Genomic DNA, 17,981 nt, shown 5'->3' with positions numbered 1-17,981 from the left:
CCCCGGCGGCTACGCCCGCCGGCACTCCGCGAGGCGCTTCTCCAGGAACCTGCGCTCCGCCGCGTTCTCCGCCGACTCCAGCGCCCGCGCGTACGACTCGGCCGCCTCCCGCATACGTCCCATGCGCCGCAGCAGGTCGGCGCGGGTCGCGGGCAGCAGGTGGTAGCCGGCCAGGTCGCCCGCCGCCTCCAGCTCCGCCACCAGGGCGAGCCCCGCCGCACCGCCCTCGGCCATGCCCACGGCGACCGCGCGGTTCAGCCGGACCACGGGCGAGGGGACGTACCGCTGGAGTTCGCCGTAGAGGCCGGCGATGTCGGCCCAGTCGGTGTCGGCGGCCTTCGGCGCGGTGCTGTGGCAGGCGGCGATGGCGGCCTGGATCTGGTAGGGGCCGGGGCGGCCCCGGCGCAGCGCGCCGTCCAGGAGCGCGGTGCCCTCGTCGATCTCGGCGCGGTCCCAGGCCGTGCGGTCCTGGTCCTCCAGGGTCACCAGGTCGCCGGCCGCGTCCACCCGGGTGTCCCGGCGGGCGTCGTGCAGCAGCAGGAGCGCGAGCAACCCGACGACCTCCGGTTCGTCGGGCATCAGCCGGGCCAGCAGCCGGGCCAGCCGGATCGCCTCGGCGCACAGGCCGGTCCGCATCAGGTCGGCGCCGGCCGTGGCCGCGTACCCCTCGTTGAACAGCAGGTACAGCACGCCGAGGACGCCCGTCGTGCGTTCGGGCAGCAGATGCGCGGGCGGCACCCGGTACGGGATGCCGGCGTTGCGGATCTTCCGCTTGGCCCGCACCAGACGCTGCGCCATCGTCGCCTCGGGAACGAGGAAGGCGCGCGCGATCTCGGGCGTGGTCAGCCCCGCCAGGGTACGGAGCGTCAGCGCGACCCGGGCCTCGATCGGCAGCGCCGGGTGGCAGCAGGTGAAGACCAGCCGCAGCCGGTCGTCCACCACACCGCTGTCGTCCCGTTCACCGAACGGGTCGTACGGCTCCTCGTCCCGTGCCAGCACCGCTGCCTCCCTCAGCTTCCTGGCCCCCACCGTCTCCCTGCGCAGCACGTCCAGGGCGCGGTTGCGGGCGGTCGTGGTCAGCCAGGCGCCGGGGCGGCCCGGCACTCCGTCGCGCCGCCACCGTTCCAGCGCCTGGGCGAAGGCGTCCTGCGCGCACTCCTCGGCGAGATCCCAGTCGCCGGTCACCCTGATCAGGGTGGCGACGACCTGGGCCCACTCCTCGCGGAAGGCTGCGGCGACGGCCTCCTCGACCTCGTCCGTGGTGCTCACTCCCAGACCGGCCGTACCTCTACCGAGCCGCCGGCGAGCGCCGCGGGGTGCCGGGCGGCCAGCGCGATCGCCTCGTCGAGGTCGGCGACCTCGATGACGTCGAAGCCCGCGATGTACTCCTTGGTCTCGGCGAACGGCCCGTCACCGAGCAGCACTTCGGCGCCCTGGACCCGCACGGTCGTGGCGTCGGCGGCGGGCCGCAGCCGGGCGCCGCCCCTGACGACGTCCCGGGTGCGGACGTCGTGAAGGTACGAGGCGAAGCGCGGGTCCTCGGCGATCGCGGCGGGGCTGAGCTCCTCGCCGCCCACGGGGGTGCAGATGAACATGACGTACTTCATGACGGACTCCCCGCCACGGGCAACGAGACATGTTCGTGGGCGATCAGCCAGCTGAAACCGGTGTCCCGGTAGCCGGTGGTCACCCGCACCACCCGGTCCAGGGGCTCCCCGGTCGCACGGGTGCCGTGGATCCTGACGAGGGCGTGGCTGAAGGTGCTGCCCTCCCCGGGGCGCACCCGGAGTTCGAGCACCTCGCGGTGGACCGGCCCGCTCAGCGTCGCGAACCAGGCCTCGGCCGCCTTGCGCAGCGCGCCGATCCCCGACTGCCCCTGCAGACCGGCGGGTCCGAAGAAGTCCACGTCGGGCGCGTAGCAGGCCGCCATCCGGTCGATGTCCCGGGCGCGGGCGGCCGCGGTCAGTTCGGCGTCGATCCGGCGGACGGCCTCCTCGGCGTCCTCCATGAGCCCCTCGTCCCAGAACGGGCGCACCTCCATGGCCCCGATGGTGGCCACCGGGTGCTCGGCGGCGATCCGTACGGCCTCCTCCAGACCGGCGCAGTCGACGACGTCGAACCCGGCCACGTACTCCTTCGTCTCCGCGAACGGCCCGTCGGTCCGCAGCACCTCCCCGTCACGCACCCGCACGGTGACCGCCTGGTCCGGCAGCTGCAGGCGGTGGCCGTACAGCCGGGCCCCACGCCGGACGCCGTGCTCCTCCACCCACGGCTCCACCGGCGCCATCCCGGACGCGTCGGCGGTGTCGTCACCGCAGACCAGCAACATGTACTTCATGATTCCTCCCGGTCCTCAAGAGCTTCCTGCACCCCACCGACGAACGGAGCCGGCCGGAATCGACACCCCGGTGGAACCCGATGCCGACGTCCCTGCCCGCTCCCCCTCACGATGCTCCCCCCAGGCCGTGCCCGCGGCCCAGGACGCCGTGCGGGTCGTGGACGGTCTTGACCTCGGTCAGGGTGCTCCACCGGCTGCCGTAGTGCTCCCGCCAGTCACCGGCGGACATCGGCAGCGCGTTGGCCGGATAGGCGACCGCCCCTTCGGCCCGCGCGTACTCGTACGCCGTGCGGTTGGCGGCCACCATCGGGCCGGCCGCACCCGGGGCGGCGGTGCGCAGCAGGGCGAGCAGATGGACGACCTCGCCACGCGGGCGCCGGAACAGCGGGGCGCGCAGGGTGCGGGTGAGGAGGGGATAGAGCAGGACCAGGCCGTTGACGCGCAGGTCCCGGAAGCCGGGGTCGGTGAGGATGCCGGTCACGACGGACGCGGCGGTGTCGTCGGGGAGGAGCAGGTTCAGCCAGGGGTGCGGGTGCAGCCACTCGCCGGTTCCGCGCAGGATCTCCTCGTCGGTGGCGACCCGGTCGGCGAACTCGGCGTACCCGAGGTCCGTGATCTCGGACGCGGCGAAGGAGAGGCCGCCGAGGAGGCTCCTGTCGTCGGGCGGGGTCGGTCCCCGGTGGGCGGTGACCGCCTCGACCATGTACGTCCAGTCGCCGGCGGAGTCCTCGGTGGGGCGGGCCTGGCCTTCGAGGTAGCCGAAGCGCCGGTCCGTCGCCAGCAGACGCTGGTCGGACAGGTAGGCGTCGAGGTCGGGGTAGAACAGGCAGTAGCGGCGGACCAGCACCGGCGCGGGGGACAGGCGCAGGGTGGCCCGGATGATCACGGCGACCTGTCCCAGGCCGGCCAGGACGGCGTGGAAGAGGGCGCCGTGGTGTTCCGGCGAGCAGACCAGGTGCTCGCCGGCGCCGGTCACCACCTCCAGCTCCAGCACCGAGTCCGCGACCAGGCCGTGCCGGTGACTGGCGCCGCCGAGCCCGCCCACGCTCAGCACACCGCCGACGCCGGCACCGAGGTAGTCGGTGAGGACGGGCGGGGCGAGCCCGTACGGGAGGGTCGCCGCGAGCACGTCCCGCCACAGCGCCCCCGCCTGGACCTCCACCCGGTCCCCGGTCACCGGCCCGACCGCGTTCAGGTCACGCATGTCGAGGACGATCCCATCGCGGGCCTGCCCCTGGCCGTACATCGAATGCCCGCCGGCCCGCGCCGCCACCGGGACCCCGCGCGGCCCGGCATACGCCAGCGTGTCTCTCACCTCGGCCGCCGACCGGGGCCGCACCACCCCCAGGGGCGGCGCGGACACCAGGTGGCCGAAGTCCTCCGCGGCCTCCCGCAGGACCTCCGGGCGGGTGTCCAGTAGTTCCACGAATCGTGCGGAGACACGGTCCGACGACGTCACGCGGCACGCTCCAAAGAGGCCTCGGTCGGCAGGGGCACACCCATCTTCGCGGTGCGGACACGGCGGACGGTCACCGTTTCCCGCACCGACACCTGAAAACCACGACGGGTTTACCCCGGCGGAATCCGGAGAGCAGCGTGACCGGAGTACTGCCCCCGTCCCCGCCCGCCGCTCCCCGGAGCGCATGCCGTATGAGAGGTGTTCTGGTCTGTCCGGCTCCCACGAGACAGCAACCGCACTCGACACGCCGTCCCCTGCCGGCACATCGTCCTCCGCCGGCCCACCGGCCGCCCGCCGCGACGCCTACTTCGACAACGCGAAGTACCTGGCGATCGTGCTCGTGGCCGTCGGGCACGCCTGGGAGCCACTGCGCTCGGACAGCCGTACCGTCACCGCGCTCTACACGTTCGTGTACGCCTTCCACATGCCGGCGTTCATCGTCATCTCCGGCTACTTCTCCCGCAACTTCGACGCGAGCCCGGCCCGGATCAGGCGCCTGGTCACCGGGGTCGCCGTGCCCTATGTGGTGTTCGAGGTCGCCTACACCCTCTTCACCCGCTGGAGCGACCACGCCCCGGACCGCGAGATCAGCCTGCTGGACCCGCTGTATCTGACCTGGTTCCTCGCGGCCCTCTTCGTCTGGCGGCTGACCACGCCGATCTGGCGGCAGCTGCGCCGGCCGCTGCCCGTCGCGCTCGTCGTCGCCGTGCTCGCGAGCCTGTCGTCGTCCATCGGCAACGACCTCGACCTGCAGCGGGTCCTGCAGTTCCTGCCGTACTTCGTGCTCGGCCTGTGCCTGCGCCCGGAGCACTTCGGTCTGCTGCGCCGCTGGAGCGTGCGCGTGGCCGCGGTGCCCGTCGTCGTCTGCGCCCTCGCCATGGCGTACTGGTCGGTGCCGCACCTCGGCTACCGCTGGTTCTTCCACCGGGACAGCGCCGAGCAGCTGGGCGTGCCCGCCTGGTACGGGCCCGTCATGACGCTGGCCACCTTCGGCTGCTCCCTGGTCCTGGTCGCCTGCTTCCTCGCCTGGGTCCCGGGCCGCCGCACCTGGTTCACCGCCCTCGGCGCGGGCACGCTCTACGGCTATCTGCTGCACGGCTTCGTCGCGCAGGGAGCCAAGCCCGCCCATTGGTACGACCCGGCCTGGATGCACGGTCCGCTGGGCGCGCTGACGGCCACCGCCGTCGCCGCGGTGGTGGTGACCCTGCTGTGCACACCGCCGGTGCGCCGGATCTTCAGGTGCGTGATGGAGCCCGGGATGGAATGGGCGTTCCGGGGCTGGGAGGGCCGCCCGGCCCAGGACGGCCGGCGAAACGCCGCGCGGGTCCTTTCCGGGAGCCGTTGAACCGGCGAACATGCCGGATCATGGACATTCTGCTCATCGCGAGCGCGTTCAACAGCCTGTCCCAGCGGGTCTACGCCGAACTGTCCGACCTCGGCCACCGGGTGGACGTCGTCCTCGCCGGCCAGGGCCCCGACGCCGTCCGCCGCGCCGTAGGGGACCGGCGCCCGGAGCTGATCGTCGCGCCGATGCTGAGGACGGCGCTTCCCGAGGACGTCTGGCAGCGGCACACCTGCCTGATCGTGCACCCGGGCCCGCTCGGCGACCGGGGCCCCTCCGCCCTCGACTGGGCCATCGCCGGCCAGGCGGACCGGTGGGGGGTGACCGTGCTCCAGGCCGAGGCGGCCATGGACGCGGGCGCGGTCTGGGCGAGCGAGCCGTTCCCGGTGGCACCGGTCGGCAAGAGCGACCTCTACCGCAACGAGGTGGCCGACGCCGCCCTCACCGCCGTCCACCAGGCCGTACGACGGTACGCGGACGGCTCGTACAAACCGCGGCCGCAGAGCGATCCGGCGATCCACGGGCAGGTCGTCTGGCGGGACGTCTTCCGGCAGGAGCGGCGGCGGATCGACTGGGCGGCCGACGACACCGCGACGGTGCTGCGCAAACTGCGCGGGGCCGACTCGCAGCCGGGGGTGCTGGACGAACTCCTCGGCCGTGAGGTGTTCCTGCACGGCGGCCACCCCGAGGACCGGCTGCGGGGAGAACCAGGGGAGTTGCTCGCGACCCGGGCGGGCGGCGTCTGCCGGGCCACCCGCGACGGCGCCGTCTGGATCCCGGAACTGCGCCCCCGCAGGAACTCCGGCGACCCGGCGCCCTTCCGCCGCCCCGCCACCGACGTCCTCGCCGGTCCGGCCCTCCCCGCGGACCCGGTCCCGCTGGAACTGCCCGCGGACCGCCGGACCTGGACCGACATCCGCTACCGGCAGCACGGCGAGGTCGGCCTCGTCACCTTCTCCTTCCCCGGCGGCGCGATGAGCACCGACCACTGCCGGCGCCTGCTCGCCGCCTACCGGTACGCCCTCGCCCGGCCCACCCGGGTCCTGGTGCTCGGCGGCCGCCGCGACTTCTTCTCCAACGGCATCCATCTCAACGTCATCGAGGCCGCCCCGGACCCCGCCGAGGAGTCGTGGACCAACCTCGACGCGATGGACGACCTGGTCGAGGCCGTGCTGCGGACCACCGACCGGCTCGTCGTGGCCGCGCTCGGCGGGAACGCGGCGGCCGGCGGTGCCATGCTCGCCCTCGCCGCCGACGAGGTCTGGTGCCGCGCCGGTGCCGTGCTCAACCCGCACTACCGGCGGATGGGCCTGTACGGCTCGGAGTTCTGGACGTACTCGCTGCCGCGCCGCGTCGGCGCGGACACCGCCCGGCGGCTCACGGACGAGGCCCAGCCGGTGAGCGCCGCGACGGCCGCCCGGATCGGGCTCGTCGACCGGCTGGTGCCGGTCCCCGCGCAGGGCTTCGCCGCCGAGGTCGAGCGGCTCGCCGCCACGCTCGCCGGCTCGCCGGATCTCACGCGCCGGATCGCCGCCAAGGCCGCGGCGCGCCGGGCCGACGAGGAGGAACGGCCGCTCGCCGAGTACCGGAGCGACGAACTCGCGCGGATGCACGCGCTGTTCTTCGACCCGGACGCCGCCTACCACTCGCTGCGCTCCGAATTCGTCCGCAAGATCCCGGGCGGTGCCCGGTGACGCGCCTGCTGGTGGCGGGCGTCGGCAACATCTTCCTCGGCGACGACGCCTTCGGCCCGGAGGTGATCCGCGCCCTGGAGCAGCGCCCGCTGCCGCCCGAGGTACAGGTCCGGGACTTCGGCATCCGCGGCATGGACCTCGCCTACACCCTGCTCGACGGCTGGCCGGTGGTCGTGCTCGTGGACGCGGCCGTACGCGGCGAACGCCCCGGCACGCTCTCCCTGGTCGAGCCCGAACTCCCCGACGGCCGCCCCGCCGCCCCGCCCGAGGCACACGGCATGGACCCGGCCAAGGTGCTCGCGCTCGCCGCCCACCTCGGCGACGAACCCCTGCCCCGCGTTCTCGTGCTCGCCTGTGAGCCCGGGGAGCTGCCACGCGGCGACGAGGACATCGCCCCCGGTCTGAGCGCACCCGTCCGGGAGGCGGTCGGGCGGGCCGTCGAAGCCCTGCACGCCCTGGCCCCGGCCCTGCTCGCCGACCCCAGGACCACGCCCGCATTGGCCCGCCCGGAGGAATCCGCGGCCCCCGCCCCGCCCGGTCGCCCGCCTACAGCCACCACCGGCGCGCAGGATCGCTAGCGGACCAGGACACGGAACCACCCGCGCCCCCGGTCCGTCCCGCCGGCCCAGCGACCGAGGAGCGCCCATGTGTCAGTCGGAGGAGGTCACCCGGGCCGTCCTGGCCAGGAACGACGGCCTGGCCGCGAGCCTGCGCGGCGACCTGGCCGCACGCGGGGTCGCGGTGGTGAACCTGCTCTCCAGCCCCGGCAGCGGCAAGACCGAACTGCTCGGCCGGGTGCTGGCCCGGGCGGGGGAGCGGGGTGTCCCCGTCGCCGCCTTCACCGCCGACCTCGCCACCGAGAACGACGCGAAGCGGCTGGCCCGTTCCGGAGCGCCGGTGAAGCAGCTGCTGACCGACGGGCTGTGCCACCTGGAGGCCCGGCAGGTCCGCGGCCACCTGGAGGGCTGGCTGCCGCCTGACACCGCGCTGCTGTTCGTGGAGAACGTCGGCAACCTGGTCTGCCCGGCCTCCTACGACCTCGGCGAGCATCTGCGGATCGTGTTGATGGCGGTGACCGAGGGCGAGGACAAACCGTCGAAGTACCCCACCGCCTTCGGCTCCGCGCACCTGGTCGTGCTCACCAAGACCGACCTCGCCGGGCCGGCCGGCTTCGACGAGACCGCCTTCGCCGACCATGTGCGGCGGGTCAACCCCGGCGTGGAGATCGTCCGTTCCTGCGCCCGCACCGGCGAGGGCGTCGACACGGTTCTCGACCGGGTGCTCGCCGTACGCGACGGTGCCCCGGCGCACCGGCCGCCCCTCGCCCCGCACCCGCACGGCCACATCCACGCCTCCACCGCCTCGTGACCGCGCCCAGCACGACGGCGGCGGCGGTCCGCCGGCGGGTCACGGTCCGCGGGACCGTGCAGGGCGTGGGCTTCCGCCCGTACGTCCACCGTCTCGCCGCCGACCTCGCGCTCACCGGATTCGTCAGCAACACGGCGAGCGGGGTGCTCATCGAGGTCGAGGGAGCGGCGGCCGGCGTCGAACGGTTCTGCGAGCGGCTGGCCGGTGAGCCGCCGCCGCTGGCCACGGTGACGGCCGTGGCCGTCGAGGAGGTACCGGCCACCGGGGCGGACCCCGGCTTCACCATCCGCGCCACCGAACAGTCGGCCCCGGGCCGCACCCTCCTCCCGCCCGACACCGCCACCTGCGCCGACTGCCTGCGGGAACTGGCCGATCCGGCCGACCGCCGGCACCGCCACCCCTTCATCACCTGCACCCACTGCGGGCCCCGCTTCACCATCGCCACCGGTATGCCGTACGACCGCGCGGTCACCACCATGTCCGGCTTCCCCATGTGTCCCGCCTGCGCCCGGGAGTACGACGCCCCGGCCGACCGCCGTTTCCACGCCCAGCCCGTGGCCTGTCCGGACTGCGGCCCCAGGCTGCGGCTGGTGGCCGCCGCGGGCAGCGGGGTGAGAGCCGCGTGCGACGGTGACGCCCTCGCACGGGCGCGAGAACTGCTCGCCGCCGGGCGGATCGTCGCCGTGAAGGGCGTCGGCGGCTACCACCTGGCCTGTGACGCCTCCGACGCCAGGGCCGTCCACACCCTGCGCACCCGCAAGGCGCGCGGCGACAAGCCGTTCGCGGTGATGTGCGCGGACCTCGGCGAGGCTGAGCGGATCGCCGAGGTCGGGCCGGCCGAGGGGGCCGCGCTCACCAGCCCCAGGCGCCCCATCGTCCTGCTCCGCCCCCGCCCCACCGCCCGGCTCGCGCCCGGCGTCTGCCCCGGCAGCCCGCACCTCGGCGTGCTGCTGCCCTACACCCCGGTCCACACCCTGCTGTTCGGCCTGCCCGGTGACCCGCCCGGCCCGCGCATCCTGGTCATGACCAGCGGCAACCGTTCGGGCGAGCCCATCGTCACCGACGACGACGAGGCGCTGACCCGGCTGGCGGGACTGGCCGACGCCTGGCTCGCCCACGACCGGCCCATCGCCTCGCCCTGCGACGACTCGCTGTTGCGGGTCCGCGCCGACGGCACCGAGCAGGTCCTGCGCCGTTCCCGCGGATACGCCCCGCGCCCGCTGCGCCTGCCGGTCCCGGTGCGGCCCGTGCTCGCGGCCGGCGGCGACCTCAAGAACGCGCTGTGCGTCGGCGCGGGCGACCTGGCCTGGTTCGGGCCGCACATCGGCGACATGGGCGACCTGGCCACCCTGGAGGCGGCCGGCCGGGCGGAACAGCATGTGCGCCGGCTGACGGGGGTCAGCCCCGAAATCGTCGCCGCCGACCGCCACCCGGGCTACCAGTCGTCCGCCTGGGCCCGCCGCCGGGCCACCCGGCTCGGCCTCGGCGAGCCGGTGTTCGTCCAGCACCACCATGCCCACATCGCCTCCGCGATGGCCGAGGCAGGCCTCGACGGCACCACGCCCGTCATCGGCGTCGCCTTCGACGGCACCGGCTACGGCGACGACGGCACCGTCTGGGGCGGCGAGGTGCTGGTCGCGGACTACACCCGCTGCCGGCGCCTCGTCCACCTCGCCCCGGCCCCGCTGCCCGGCGGGGACGCGGGCGTCGCCAACCCGTGCCGGACGGCACTGGCCCGGCTGTGGGCGGCCGGACTGCGCTGGGACGCCGATTTGCCCAGTGTCGCCGCCTGCTCCCATGAGGAACTCCAGCTGCTGGCAAAGCAGTTGGCGAGCGAGGTCGGCTGTGTGGCGACCTCCAGCATGGGGCGCCTCTTCGACGCCGTGTCGTCCCTCGCGGGCGTGTGCCACCGCGCCGGGTACGAGGCCCAGGCTGCCCTGGAACTGGAGGCGCAGGCCTGCGCGGCCTGGGACCAGGACCCGGCAGCGTATCCCTTCGGCGACCGTTTCAACCCGGCTCCCACCCTGCGCGCGATCATCGCCGACCTGCGGCGCGGCACCCCGGTGCCGGTGATCGCGTCCCGCTTCCATCGCGGGGTCGCCGAGGCGGTCCTGGACCTCTGCCGCGGCGTGCGCCGGGCCACCGGACTGACCACCGTCGCCCTCACCGGAGGTGTGTTCGCCAACGCTTTGCTGGAGAGCGCGAGCACCGAACTGCTGCGCGGCGACGGATTCACGGTCCTGCTGCACGGCGAAGTCCCGCCGAACGACGGCGGGCTGGCACTCGGCCAGTTGGTGGTCGCGGCCCACCGGCGGCCCGGCGACGGACGGAAAACAGTCAGCGACGAGACGGAGTGACCCATGTGTTTGGCAGTGCCCGGCAGAGTCGTGAGCATCGATGACACCGCCGATCCGCTCACCGGCCTGATCGACTTCGGCGGGGTGCAGAAGCAGGCATGTCTGGAGTACGTGTCGGACGTCGAGGTCGGCGAGTACGTCATCGTCCATGTGGGCTTCGCCCTGCAGCGACTTGACGAGCAGTCGGCCCTGGCCTCCCTGAAGCTCTTCGAGGAACTGGGGCTGCTTGAGGAGGAATTCGGCGACGCCTGGCAGCAGGCGGCCCAGCAGGCGGAAGGGAGCGAGACCCGGTGAGGTACCTCGACGAGTTCAACGACCCCAAGCTGGCGCGCCGGCTGCTGGACGAGATCCGGGCCACCGCCACCCGCCCCTGGGCCCTGATGGAGGTGTGCGGCGGCCAGACCCACTCCATCATCCGGCACGGCATCGACCAACTCCTTCCGGACGAGGTGGAGTTGATCCACGGACCGGGCTGCCCGGTCTGTGTCACCCCGCTGGAGTGCATCGACAAGGCACTGGAGATCGCGGCCCGTCCCGACGTGATCTTCTGCTCGTTCGGCGACATGCTCCGCGTCCCCGGCACCGACCGGGACCTGTTCCGGGTCAAGGGCGAGGGCGGCGACGTCCGCGTGGTCTACTCTCCGCTCGACGCGCTCCAGCTCGCCCGGCGCCACCCGGACAGGCAGGTGGTGTTCTTCGCCATCGGCTTCGAGACCACCGCCCCCGCCAACGCCATGGCCGTCCACCAGGCCAAGCGCCTCGGCCTGACCAACTTCACCCTCCTGGTCTCCCATGTCCGGGTCCCCCCGGCCATCGAGGCCATCATGACCGCCCCCGCCTGCCGGGTGCAGGGATTCCTGGCCGCCGGGCACGTGTGCAGCGTGATGGGCATGGCCGAGTACCCCGAACTCGCCGAACGGCACCGGGTCCCCGTCGTCGTCACCGGCTTCGAGCCGCTCGACATCCTGGAGGGCATCCGCCGCACGGTGGGCCAGCTGGAGCGCGGCGAGCACCGGGTGGAGAACGCCTACGCCCGCGCCGTGCGCCCCGACGGCAACCCGGCCGCCATCCGCATGATCGAGGAGGTCTTCGAGGTCAGCGACCGCTCCTGGCGCGGCATCGGCCGCATCCCCGACAGTGGTTGGCGGCTGAACGACGCCTACCGCGACTTCGACGCCGAGCACCGCTTCGACGTCACCGGCATCCGCACCGAGGAACCCGCCGAGTGCCGCGCCGGCGAAATCCTGCAAGGGCTCATCAAACCCACCGACTGCGCGGCCTTCGGCACCACCTGCACCCCGCGCACCCCGCTCGGCGCCACCATGGTCTCCAGCGAGGGCGCCTGCGCCGCCTACTACCTCTACCGCCGGATGTCCGAACCGGCGCTCCCGCGCGAGGAGATGAACCCCGTTGGCTGAGCAGACCGTCGTCGACCCCGCGAACTGGAGCTGCCCGGCGCCCATCCGCGACCAGCCGGTCGTGGTCATGGGCCACGGCGGAGGCGGCGCCCTCTCCGCCGAACTCATCGAGCAGATCTTCGCCCCCGCCTACGGCAACGCCCTCCTCGCCGGGATGACCGACTCCGCCGTCCTCCACCTCGGCGGCGCCCGCCTGGCCCTCTCCACCGACTCCTACGTGGTACGGCCGCTGTTCTTCCCCGGCGGCTGCCTCGGCGACCTCGCCGTCAACGGCACGGTCAACGACCTGGCGATGAGCGGCGCCCGGCCCGCCTACCTCTCCGCCGCCTTCGTCCTGGAGGAGGGCGTCGGGCTGACCGTCGTCGAGCGCATCGCGCAGGCCATGGGCGCGGCGGCCGAGACGGCCGGTGTCACCATCGCCACCGGCGACACCAAAGTGGTCGAGGCCGGGCACGGGGACGGGGTGTACGTCACCACCGCCGGCGTCGGCCTGGTCCCCGAGCGGGTCGACATCCGGCCGCAGCGGGCCCGGCCCGGCGACGCCGTGATCGTCAGCGGACCGATCGGGCTGCACGGTGTCGCCGTGCTGAGCGTGCGGGAGGGGCTGGAGTTCGGCGTCGAGATCGCCAGCGACACCGCGCCGCTGGCGGACCTGGTGGCGACGATGCTGGACGTCACCCCCGACATCCACGTCCTGCGCGACCCGACCCGCGGCGGCCTGGCCGCGTCGCTGAACGAGATCGCCCGCGCGTCGGGAACGGGCGTACGGCTGGCCGAGCGTGCCGTCCCGGTACCGGACGCGGTCGCCAACGCCTGCGGTTTCCTCGGCCTGGACCCGCTGTACGTCGCCAACGAGGGGCGGCTCGTCGCGTTCGTCCCGCCGGCGGAGGCCGAGGCCGTGCTCGCGGCGATGCGCGCCCACCCGCAGGGGGCGGGCGCGGTGGTCATCGGCGAGTGCGTGACCGAACACCCCGGGATGGTGGTGGTGGCGACCGGCCTCGGCGGCACCCGGGTCGTCGATCTTCCGCTCGGGGAGCAGCTGCCCCGCATCTGCTGACGACAGGCGATGACCCCGCCCGTGCCTCGGGTCCCCCCGGGCACCGGCGGGGTCATTCGACCGCGGTGATCTCCAGCTCCCGGCCGCTGCGCAGCTCGGTGGAGGGCCGGTCGCAGCGCGGGCACCAGAAGAACGGCGGCATGCCCACCGCGAACTCCGCGGCGCACGGCCCGCACCAGGCCCGCGCGGTCACCTGCTCGACCACCAGCCGGGCGCCCGCGAGGGCGGTGCCGTCGCGGGCCACCTCGAAGGCGAAGTCCAGGGCGTCGGGGACGACTCCGGACAGTTCGCCGACCCGGACGGTCACCGCGAGGACGCGGTCCGCGCCGTCCGCCCGGGCCCACTCGTCGGCCTGCTCCACGATCGCCGTCGCGATCGACAGTTCGTGCACGACCGGCTCACGGATACCGGTGACCGGCGCGCAGCCCGCCGGCGATCCGCCAGATCTTCATCTCGCGCATCATGCTGGGGATCTCGGTGACGAACAGGGCCAGGAGCAGGGCGCCCACCACGGCGACCTCGGCGGTCAGGACGCGCTGGGCCGCGGTGCCTGTTCTCTTGCGTTGGATCTTCATAGCGGGCACTTTCTGTTCGGTGTCATCCGGGTGGGATGTTCGGCATGACGTCCAGCAGCACGTCGTGCCGCTTCCAGTGGATGTTGGTCGAGCGCCGCGCGTCGGCGGTGCCGTCCGGGTGGTGTCCTGTCTGCTTCTTGTACGGGCCCTCGTTGCCCTGGTGCATGCCGGGCACGTGGGTCGGCGTGTCGGGCCTCGCCTGGGCGCGGCCGACTCTGATGCTGCCCATGGGGTCTCTCCTTCCTGGGCTTTCTGTGTTGCCGTTCCTCAAGGCCGCTCGGCTCAGGGCCGCTCGGTGAGCTCCTCGAAGAAACGCTCCACGGCCGGCCACATCCGGCCGCCGCCGGACAGGCCGCGCCACTCCCGGCGGACGACGGCGAGCATGCGGAAGCAGTCGTCGACCGGGACGATCCAGTGGTGGTCGAGGCCGTGCACCGTGTTGACCAGCAGCGCCTCGACGTCGGGGGTCATGGTGGCGAGGGGCGGGCAGCCCGCGACCGCCTGCTGCCAGGCCGTCGCCGCCACCTCCCAGCGCATGGCGCCGGCCGGGCTCGGTCCTTCGGCGGTGACCGAGCCGTCGGCGCGCGGCACGAAGAAGACCAGGCCGACCGGGACGCCGAGGGCTGCGGTGTCGACCTTCGGGAGGCGGACCCGGCGGGTGGGGATCAGCCGGAGCCGGTCGTCCCCGGCCCCGGCGCCCTGCCGGGTGTCGGCGAAGAGCACGGAGCAGGCGCGGCAGGCGCAGCGGACCTCGGCCTGCCCGGTGTCGTACAGGTGCGCATGGTCCTCGGACACCGGGGCGGCGCACAGGTCGCACACCTCCGCCCCGGCCGCCGGCTGCCGGTCGGCCGAGGAACGGATGAGGCGGGCCAGGGCTCCTTCGGTGGTCACCGGGCCTCCTGTGGCCGGCGCAGGGAGTCCAGGGGGAAGAAGGCGGGCGCCGGGGCCTCGGGCACCGGCTGCACGTCGGCCAGCTCGGGGGCCGCCGCGAGCACCGCCTCCCGGACGGCGTCGGTCACCTCCGTGGTACCTCCGCCGCACCCCGAGCCGCAACCGCCGCCCGTGGCGAGCCGCACTTGGCCCACCTCGCCCTCCACGCCGGCCCACTCGACGTCACCGCCGCGTTCCCGCACGGCGGGGCGCAGCCGCTCGACCGCGCGGGCGGCCCGGAGCTCGGGCGGGTCCGGATGGATGTCGTGCAGGACCAGCAGGTGGTCGAGGAGCTCGTCGTCGGCGAGCTCCCGGACGACCTGCGTGTCCGCGCGGTCGAGGACGCGGGCGAGCGCCTCGCCGTAGACCTCGGTCAGCAGCCGTACCGCCTCGACGGCCGAGCCGCCGGTCGGACCGGGCGCGGACTCCAGGCTCTCCAGCAGCGTGTCGAGCCGGGCCAGCCGGGCCTCGACCGCCGGGCCGTCGAGCCGTCCGTCAGCCATGGTTCGCCCCGTACACCGGCGAGTGCGTGACGCTCAGAGTCTTGCCCTTGCCCGTGTACATGTGGACACCGCACGGCAGACAGGGGTCGAAACTGCGGACCGTGCGCATGATGTCGACGCCCTTGAAGTCGTCCGGGCCGTTCTCCTCGAAGATCGGCTGGCCCATGACGGCGTCCTCGTACGGGCCCGGGGTGCCGAACTTGTCCCGGGGGCTGGCGTTCCACGGAGTCGGCGGGTACGGGTGGTAGTTGGCGATCTTCTTGTCCTTGATCACCAGGTGGTGCGAGAGCACCCCGCGCACGGCCTCGTGGAAGCCGCAGCCGATCGCCTCGTCCGGCACCTCGAAGTCCTCGAACACCTTGGTGTCGCCGGACCGGACCAGCCCCATCGCCTCGTCCAGGAACTGCAGGGCCATGGCGGCGGCGTAGGCCACGAAGTACGGCCGGGCGCGGTCCCGTTCGAGGGTGTTGGACCACTTCGGGATCTTCCACTCCAGGGTGGTCTCCGGCAGCGTCTCGCCCTTGGGCAGCGAGATGCGCACGCTGTGCCCGGTGGCCTTGATGTACGGCGTGTCGACGATGCCGCTGAGCGCGGTCGACCAGAGCCGGGCGAGCGGGCCGCCGCCGGTGTCCAGGGCGAGGTGGTCGCCGGTGCGCTGGTCGAACCAGCGCGGGCTCATCACCCAGCTGTAGTTGCCCTCGAAATCCCGCTTCTGCGGCACCGGGAGCGTGGTCTGGTTCCACGGGTGGCGCATGTCGACGGGGTTGCCGAGCGGGTCGTGGGTGACGAACGGGTCCTCGTTGACCCAGTCCTCGTAGAACGAGGAACCCAGCATGATCCGCAGACCCAGGTTGATGTCGACCAGGTTGTTGGTGACCAGCTCGCCGTCGACCACGATGCCCGGGGTGACGTACATCGCCTTGCCCCAGCGGTCCATGTTCTCGTACTTGTAGTCGACGACCTTCGGGTCCTGCCAGGCGCCCCAGCACCCGAGCAGGACACGGCGCTTGCCGACCTCCTCGTAGCCGGGCAGCGCCTCGTAGAAGAAGTCGAAGACGTCGTCGTTCATGGCGACGGCCTTCTTCACGAAGTCGATGACGTGCATCAGCCGGCTGAGGTAGTCGGTGAACGCGGTCGGCGACGGCATGGTGCCGACACCGCCCGGATAGAGGGTGGAGGGGTGGACGTGCCGCCCCTCCATCAGGCAGAACATCTCACGGGTGGTACGGGAGACCTTCAGGGCCTCCTTGTAGACCTCGCCCTCGAAGGGGTTGAAGGCCTTCATGATGTCGGCGATGGTCCGGTAGCCGTGGATGTCACCGCGCGGCGCGTTGGTCTTCTGCGCGCGGGCCAGGAGGCTCGGGTTGGTGGCCTTGACCATCTGCTCGCAGAAGTCCACGAAGACCAGGTTGTCCTGGAAGATCGTGTGGTCGAACATGTACTCGGCCGCTTCGCCGAGGTTGACGATGTGCTCGGCGAGCGGCGGCGGCTTCACGCCGTACGCCATCTGCTGGGCGTAGTCGGAGCACGTCGTGTGGTTGTCGCCGCAGATGCCGCAGATGCGGGAGGTGATGAACCCGGCGTCGCGCGGGTCCTTCCCCTTCATGAAGACGGAGTAGCCGCGGAAGAGGGAGGAGGTGCTGTGACACTCCACCACTTCCCGGTTGGCGAAGTCGATCTTCGTGTAGATGCCCAGGTTTCCGATGATCCGGGTGATCGGATCCCAGGACATGTCCACGATCTGCGCGGGCTTGCGCCCCTTTTGCCGGGCCTCGGTTGTCATCGGCGTTCGCTGACCTTTGCTGTGGGGGGACGGGGGTTGGGGGGACTGGCCGTTGCGTGTCAGGGGCGCCAGCGCGGGGCGTAGCCGCTGGTGAGCTTGCGCTTGTTGTGGCGCCACTTCGGCTCGTGGTTGACCAGCTCGTTGGTGAAGCCGCGCAGCCTGCGGATGACCGCCCCGTACGGCTTGATCGCGAGCGAGGAGAGGGTGCCGCCGGGCGGCTCGTCCATGAACGGCATGAACGCGTCCGGGAAGCCCGGCATGGTGCAGCCGATGCAGATTCCGCCGACGTTCGGACAGCCGCCGATGCCGGCCATCCAGCCCCGCTTGGGCACGTTGCAGTTCACGACCGGACCCCAGCAGCCGCCCTTGACGAGGCACTTGGGCGAGTTGTAGTCCTTCGCGAAGGTTCCCTGCTCGTAGTAGGCGGCGCGGTCGCAGCCCTCGTGCACCGTCTTGCCGAACAGCCACTGCGGCCGCAGCATGTGGTCCAGCGGCGGCGGGGGAGCGGTGCCGGCGGCGTGGTAGAGCACCCAGATCAGGGTCTCCATGAAGTTCTCCGGCTGGACCGGGCAGCCCGGGACGTTCACCACCGGCAGCCCGCCCTGCGACTTGAAGTCCCAGCCCAGGTAGTCCGCGAGGCCCATCGCGCCGGTCGGGTTGCCGGCCATCGCGTGGATACCGCCGAAGGTGGCGCAGGTACCGATGGCCACCACCGCCCAGGCCCGGGGCGCCAGTTCGTCGATCCAGTCGTTGAGGGTCTGCGGCTGACCGGTCTCCGGGTGGTTGCCGAAGGACGTCCAGTAGCCCTCGCCCTCGATGATGTTCTGGTTCGGGACGGAGCCCTCGATGACGAGGATGAACGGCTCCAGCTCGCCCCGCGCGGCCGCCCGGTACGGCGCGAGGAAGTCCTCGCCGCCCAGGCTCGGCGAGAGCACCTTGTTGACCAGGTTGACCTTCGGGATCCCCGGGATCAGACCCAGGACCACGTCCTCGATGGAGGGCTGGTCGGCCGCGGTCACGGAGACGGTGTCGCCGTCGCAGCTCATGCCCTCGGAGATCCAGAGGATGGTGATCTCGTCGAACCCCTGGTGCTCGCCGTCGGCGCGGCCGGGTTCGCCGCGGACGGCCGTGGTGCCGTTGTTGCTGGTGCTCATGCG

Annotated in this window: 19 protein-coding genes; 8 read left to right on the top strand and 11 right to left on the bottom strand. The window is 72.9% G+C overall.

Going from position 1 to position 17,981, the window contains the following annotated elements; all coding sequences use genetic code 11:
- Positions 1-9 precede the first annotated feature (9 nt).
- The 4 genes from OHB00_RS04300 to OHB00_RS04285 all read right to left on the bottom strand — a co-directional run bounded on the left by OHB00_RS04300 (position 10) and on the right by OHB00_RS04285 (position 3,797).
- Positions 10-1,269, bottom strand: a complete 1,260-nt coding sequence (locus OHB00_RS04300) for an RNA polymerase sigma factor (RefSeq protein ID WP_406431382.1) — start codon at positions 1,267-1,269, stop codon at positions 10-12.
- The gene (locus tag OHB00_RS04295; RefSeq protein ID WP_406431380.1) at positions 1,266-1,607 is read right to left on the bottom strand and encodes a YciI family protein; all 342 of its coding nucleotides are present in this window, start codon (positions 1,605-1,607) and stop codon (positions 1,266-1,268) included. The genes OHB00_RS04300 and OHB00_RS04295 overlap by 4 nt, the downstream gene beginning before the upstream one ends.
- Positions 1,604-2,338: a nuclear transport factor 2 family protein gene (locus tag OHB00_RS04290; RefSeq protein WP_406431378.1), complete on the bottom strand. Its 735-nt coding sequence runs from the start codon at positions 2,336-2,338 to the stop codon at positions 1,604-1,606. The genes OHB00_RS04295 and OHB00_RS04290 overlap by 4 nt, the downstream gene beginning before the upstream one ends.
- 106 nt (positions 2,339-2,444) lie before the next feature.
- Positions 2,445-3,797 (bottom strand): FAD-binding protein, encoded by a 1,353-nt coding sequence (locus OHB00_RS04285; RefSeq protein WP_406431376.1) that lies wholly within the window; start codon positions 3,795-3,797, stop codon positions 2,445-2,447.
- A 184-nt stretch (positions 3,798-3,981) separates the two neighbouring features.
- Between OHB00_RS04285 and OHB00_RS04280 the strand changes: the two genes are divergently transcribed.
- The 8 genes from OHB00_RS04280 to hypE all read left to right on the top strand — a co-directional run bounded on the left by OHB00_RS04280 (position 3,982) and on the right by hypE (position 13,033).
- Entirely contained in the window at positions 3,982-5,142 is a 1,161-nt protein-coding gene (locus OHB00_RS04280; protein ID WP_406431374.1) for an acyltransferase family protein, read from the top strand.
- Positions 5,143-5,162: 20 nt separating this feature from the next.
- Complete coding sequence (locus OHB00_RS04275; protein WP_406431372.1) at positions 5,163-6,833, top strand: hydrogenase maturation protein; 1,671 nt, start codon at positions 5,163-5,165, stop codon at positions 6,831-6,833.
- Positions 6,830-7,411, top strand: a complete 582-nt coding sequence (locus tag OHB00_RS04270) for a hydrogenase maturation protease (protein WP_406431370.1) — start codon at positions 6,830-6,832, stop codon at positions 7,409-7,411. The genes OHB00_RS04275 and OHB00_RS04270 overlap by 4 nt, the downstream gene beginning before the upstream one ends.
- A gap of 67 nt (positions 7,412-7,478) precedes the next feature.
- Positions 7,479-8,201, top strand: a complete 723-nt coding sequence (gene hypB, locus OHB00_RS04265) for a hydrogenase nickel incorporation protein HypB (protein WP_406431368.1) — start codon at positions 7,479-7,481, stop codon at positions 8,199-8,201.
- Positions 8,198-10,558, top strand: coding sequence for a carbamoyltransferase HypF (hypF, locus tag OHB00_RS04260; RefSeq protein WP_406431366.1), 2,361 nt, complete (start codon positions 8,198-8,200; stop codon positions 10,556-10,558). Before hypB ends, hypF begins: the two co-directional genes overlap by 4 nt.
- A 3-nt stretch (positions 10,559-10,561) precedes the next feature.
- Positions 10,562-10,852 (top strand): HypC/HybG/HupF family hydrogenase formation chaperone, encoded by a 291-nt coding sequence (locus OHB00_RS04255; RefSeq protein WP_406431364.1) that lies wholly within the window; start codon positions 10,562-10,564, stop codon positions 10,850-10,852.
- Positions 10,849-11,976 (top strand): hydrogenase formation protein HypD, encoded by a 1,128-nt coding sequence (gene hypD, locus OHB00_RS04250; protein WP_406431362.1) that lies wholly within the window; start codon positions 10,849-10,851, stop codon positions 11,974-11,976. Before OHB00_RS04255 ends, hypD begins: the two co-directional genes overlap by 4 nt.
- A gap of 67 nt (positions 11,977-12,043) precedes the next feature.
- Positions 12,044-13,033 (top strand): hydrogenase expression/formation protein HypE, encoded by a 990-nt coding sequence (gene hypE / locus OHB00_RS04245; protein WP_406445611.1) that lies wholly within the window; start codon positions 12,044-12,046, stop codon positions 13,031-13,033.
- 52 nt (positions 13,034-13,085) lie between these two features.
- On the opposite strand, the gene hypA is transcribed toward hypE, so the two are convergent.
- From hypA to OHB00_RS04210, 7 genes are read right to left on the bottom strand one after another with little or no spacing between them, the layout of a single operon-like run.
- Positions 13,086-13,424, bottom strand: a complete 339-nt coding sequence (gene hypA, locus OHB00_RS04240; RefSeq protein WP_406431360.1) for a hydrogenase maturation nickel metallochaperone HypA — start codon at positions 13,422-13,424, stop codon at positions 13,086-13,088.
- A gap of 7 nt (positions 13,425-13,431) precedes the next feature.
- The gene (locus OHB00_RS04235; RefSeq protein ID WP_406431358.1) at positions 13,432-13,608 is read right to left on the bottom strand and encodes a hypothetical protein; all 177 of its coding nucleotides are present in this window, start codon (positions 13,606-13,608) and stop codon (positions 13,432-13,434) included.
- Between the two features lie 22 nt (positions 13,609-13,630).
- Positions 13,631-13,837: a hypothetical protein gene (locus tag OHB00_RS04230; protein WP_406431356.1), complete on the bottom strand. Its 207-nt coding sequence runs from the start codon at positions 13,835-13,837 to the stop codon at positions 13,631-13,633.
- Positions 13,838-13,890: 53 nt separating this feature from the next.
- A complete protein-coding gene (locus tag OHB00_RS04225) occupies positions 13,891-14,499 on the bottom strand; it encodes a DUF5947 family protein (RefSeq protein ID WP_406431354.1) in 609 nt (202 codons plus the stop codon).
- On the bottom strand, positions 14,496-15,041 hold the full coding sequence (locus OHB00_RS04220) for a NifU family protein (RefSeq protein ID WP_406431352.1): 546 nt from the start codon (positions 15,039-15,041) through the stop codon (positions 14,496-14,498). The genes OHB00_RS04225 and OHB00_RS04220 overlap by 4 nt, the downstream gene beginning before the upstream one ends.
- Positions 15,034-16,824, bottom strand: coding sequence for a nickel-dependent hydrogenase large subunit (locus OHB00_RS04215; RefSeq protein ID WP_406431350.1), 1,791 nt, complete (start codon positions 16,822-16,824; stop codon positions 15,034-15,036). Before OHB00_RS04215 ends, OHB00_RS04220 begins: the two co-directional genes overlap by 8 nt.
- A gap of 59 nt (positions 16,825-16,883) precedes the next feature.
- Positions 16,884-17,978, bottom strand: coding sequence for a hydrogenase expression protein HypE (locus OHB00_RS04210; RefSeq protein WP_406431348.1), 1,095 nt, complete (start codon positions 17,976-17,978; stop codon positions 16,884-16,886).
- Positions 17,979-17,981 lie beyond the last annotated feature (3 nt).

It is taken from the genome of Streptomyces sp. NBC_00631 (assembly GCF_045206895.1).
Taxonomy (GTDB): Bacteria; Actinomycetota; Actinomycetes; order Streptomycetales; family Streptomycetaceae; genus Streptomyces.
This window is presented reverse-complemented; position numbering and strand designations above follow the sequence as displayed.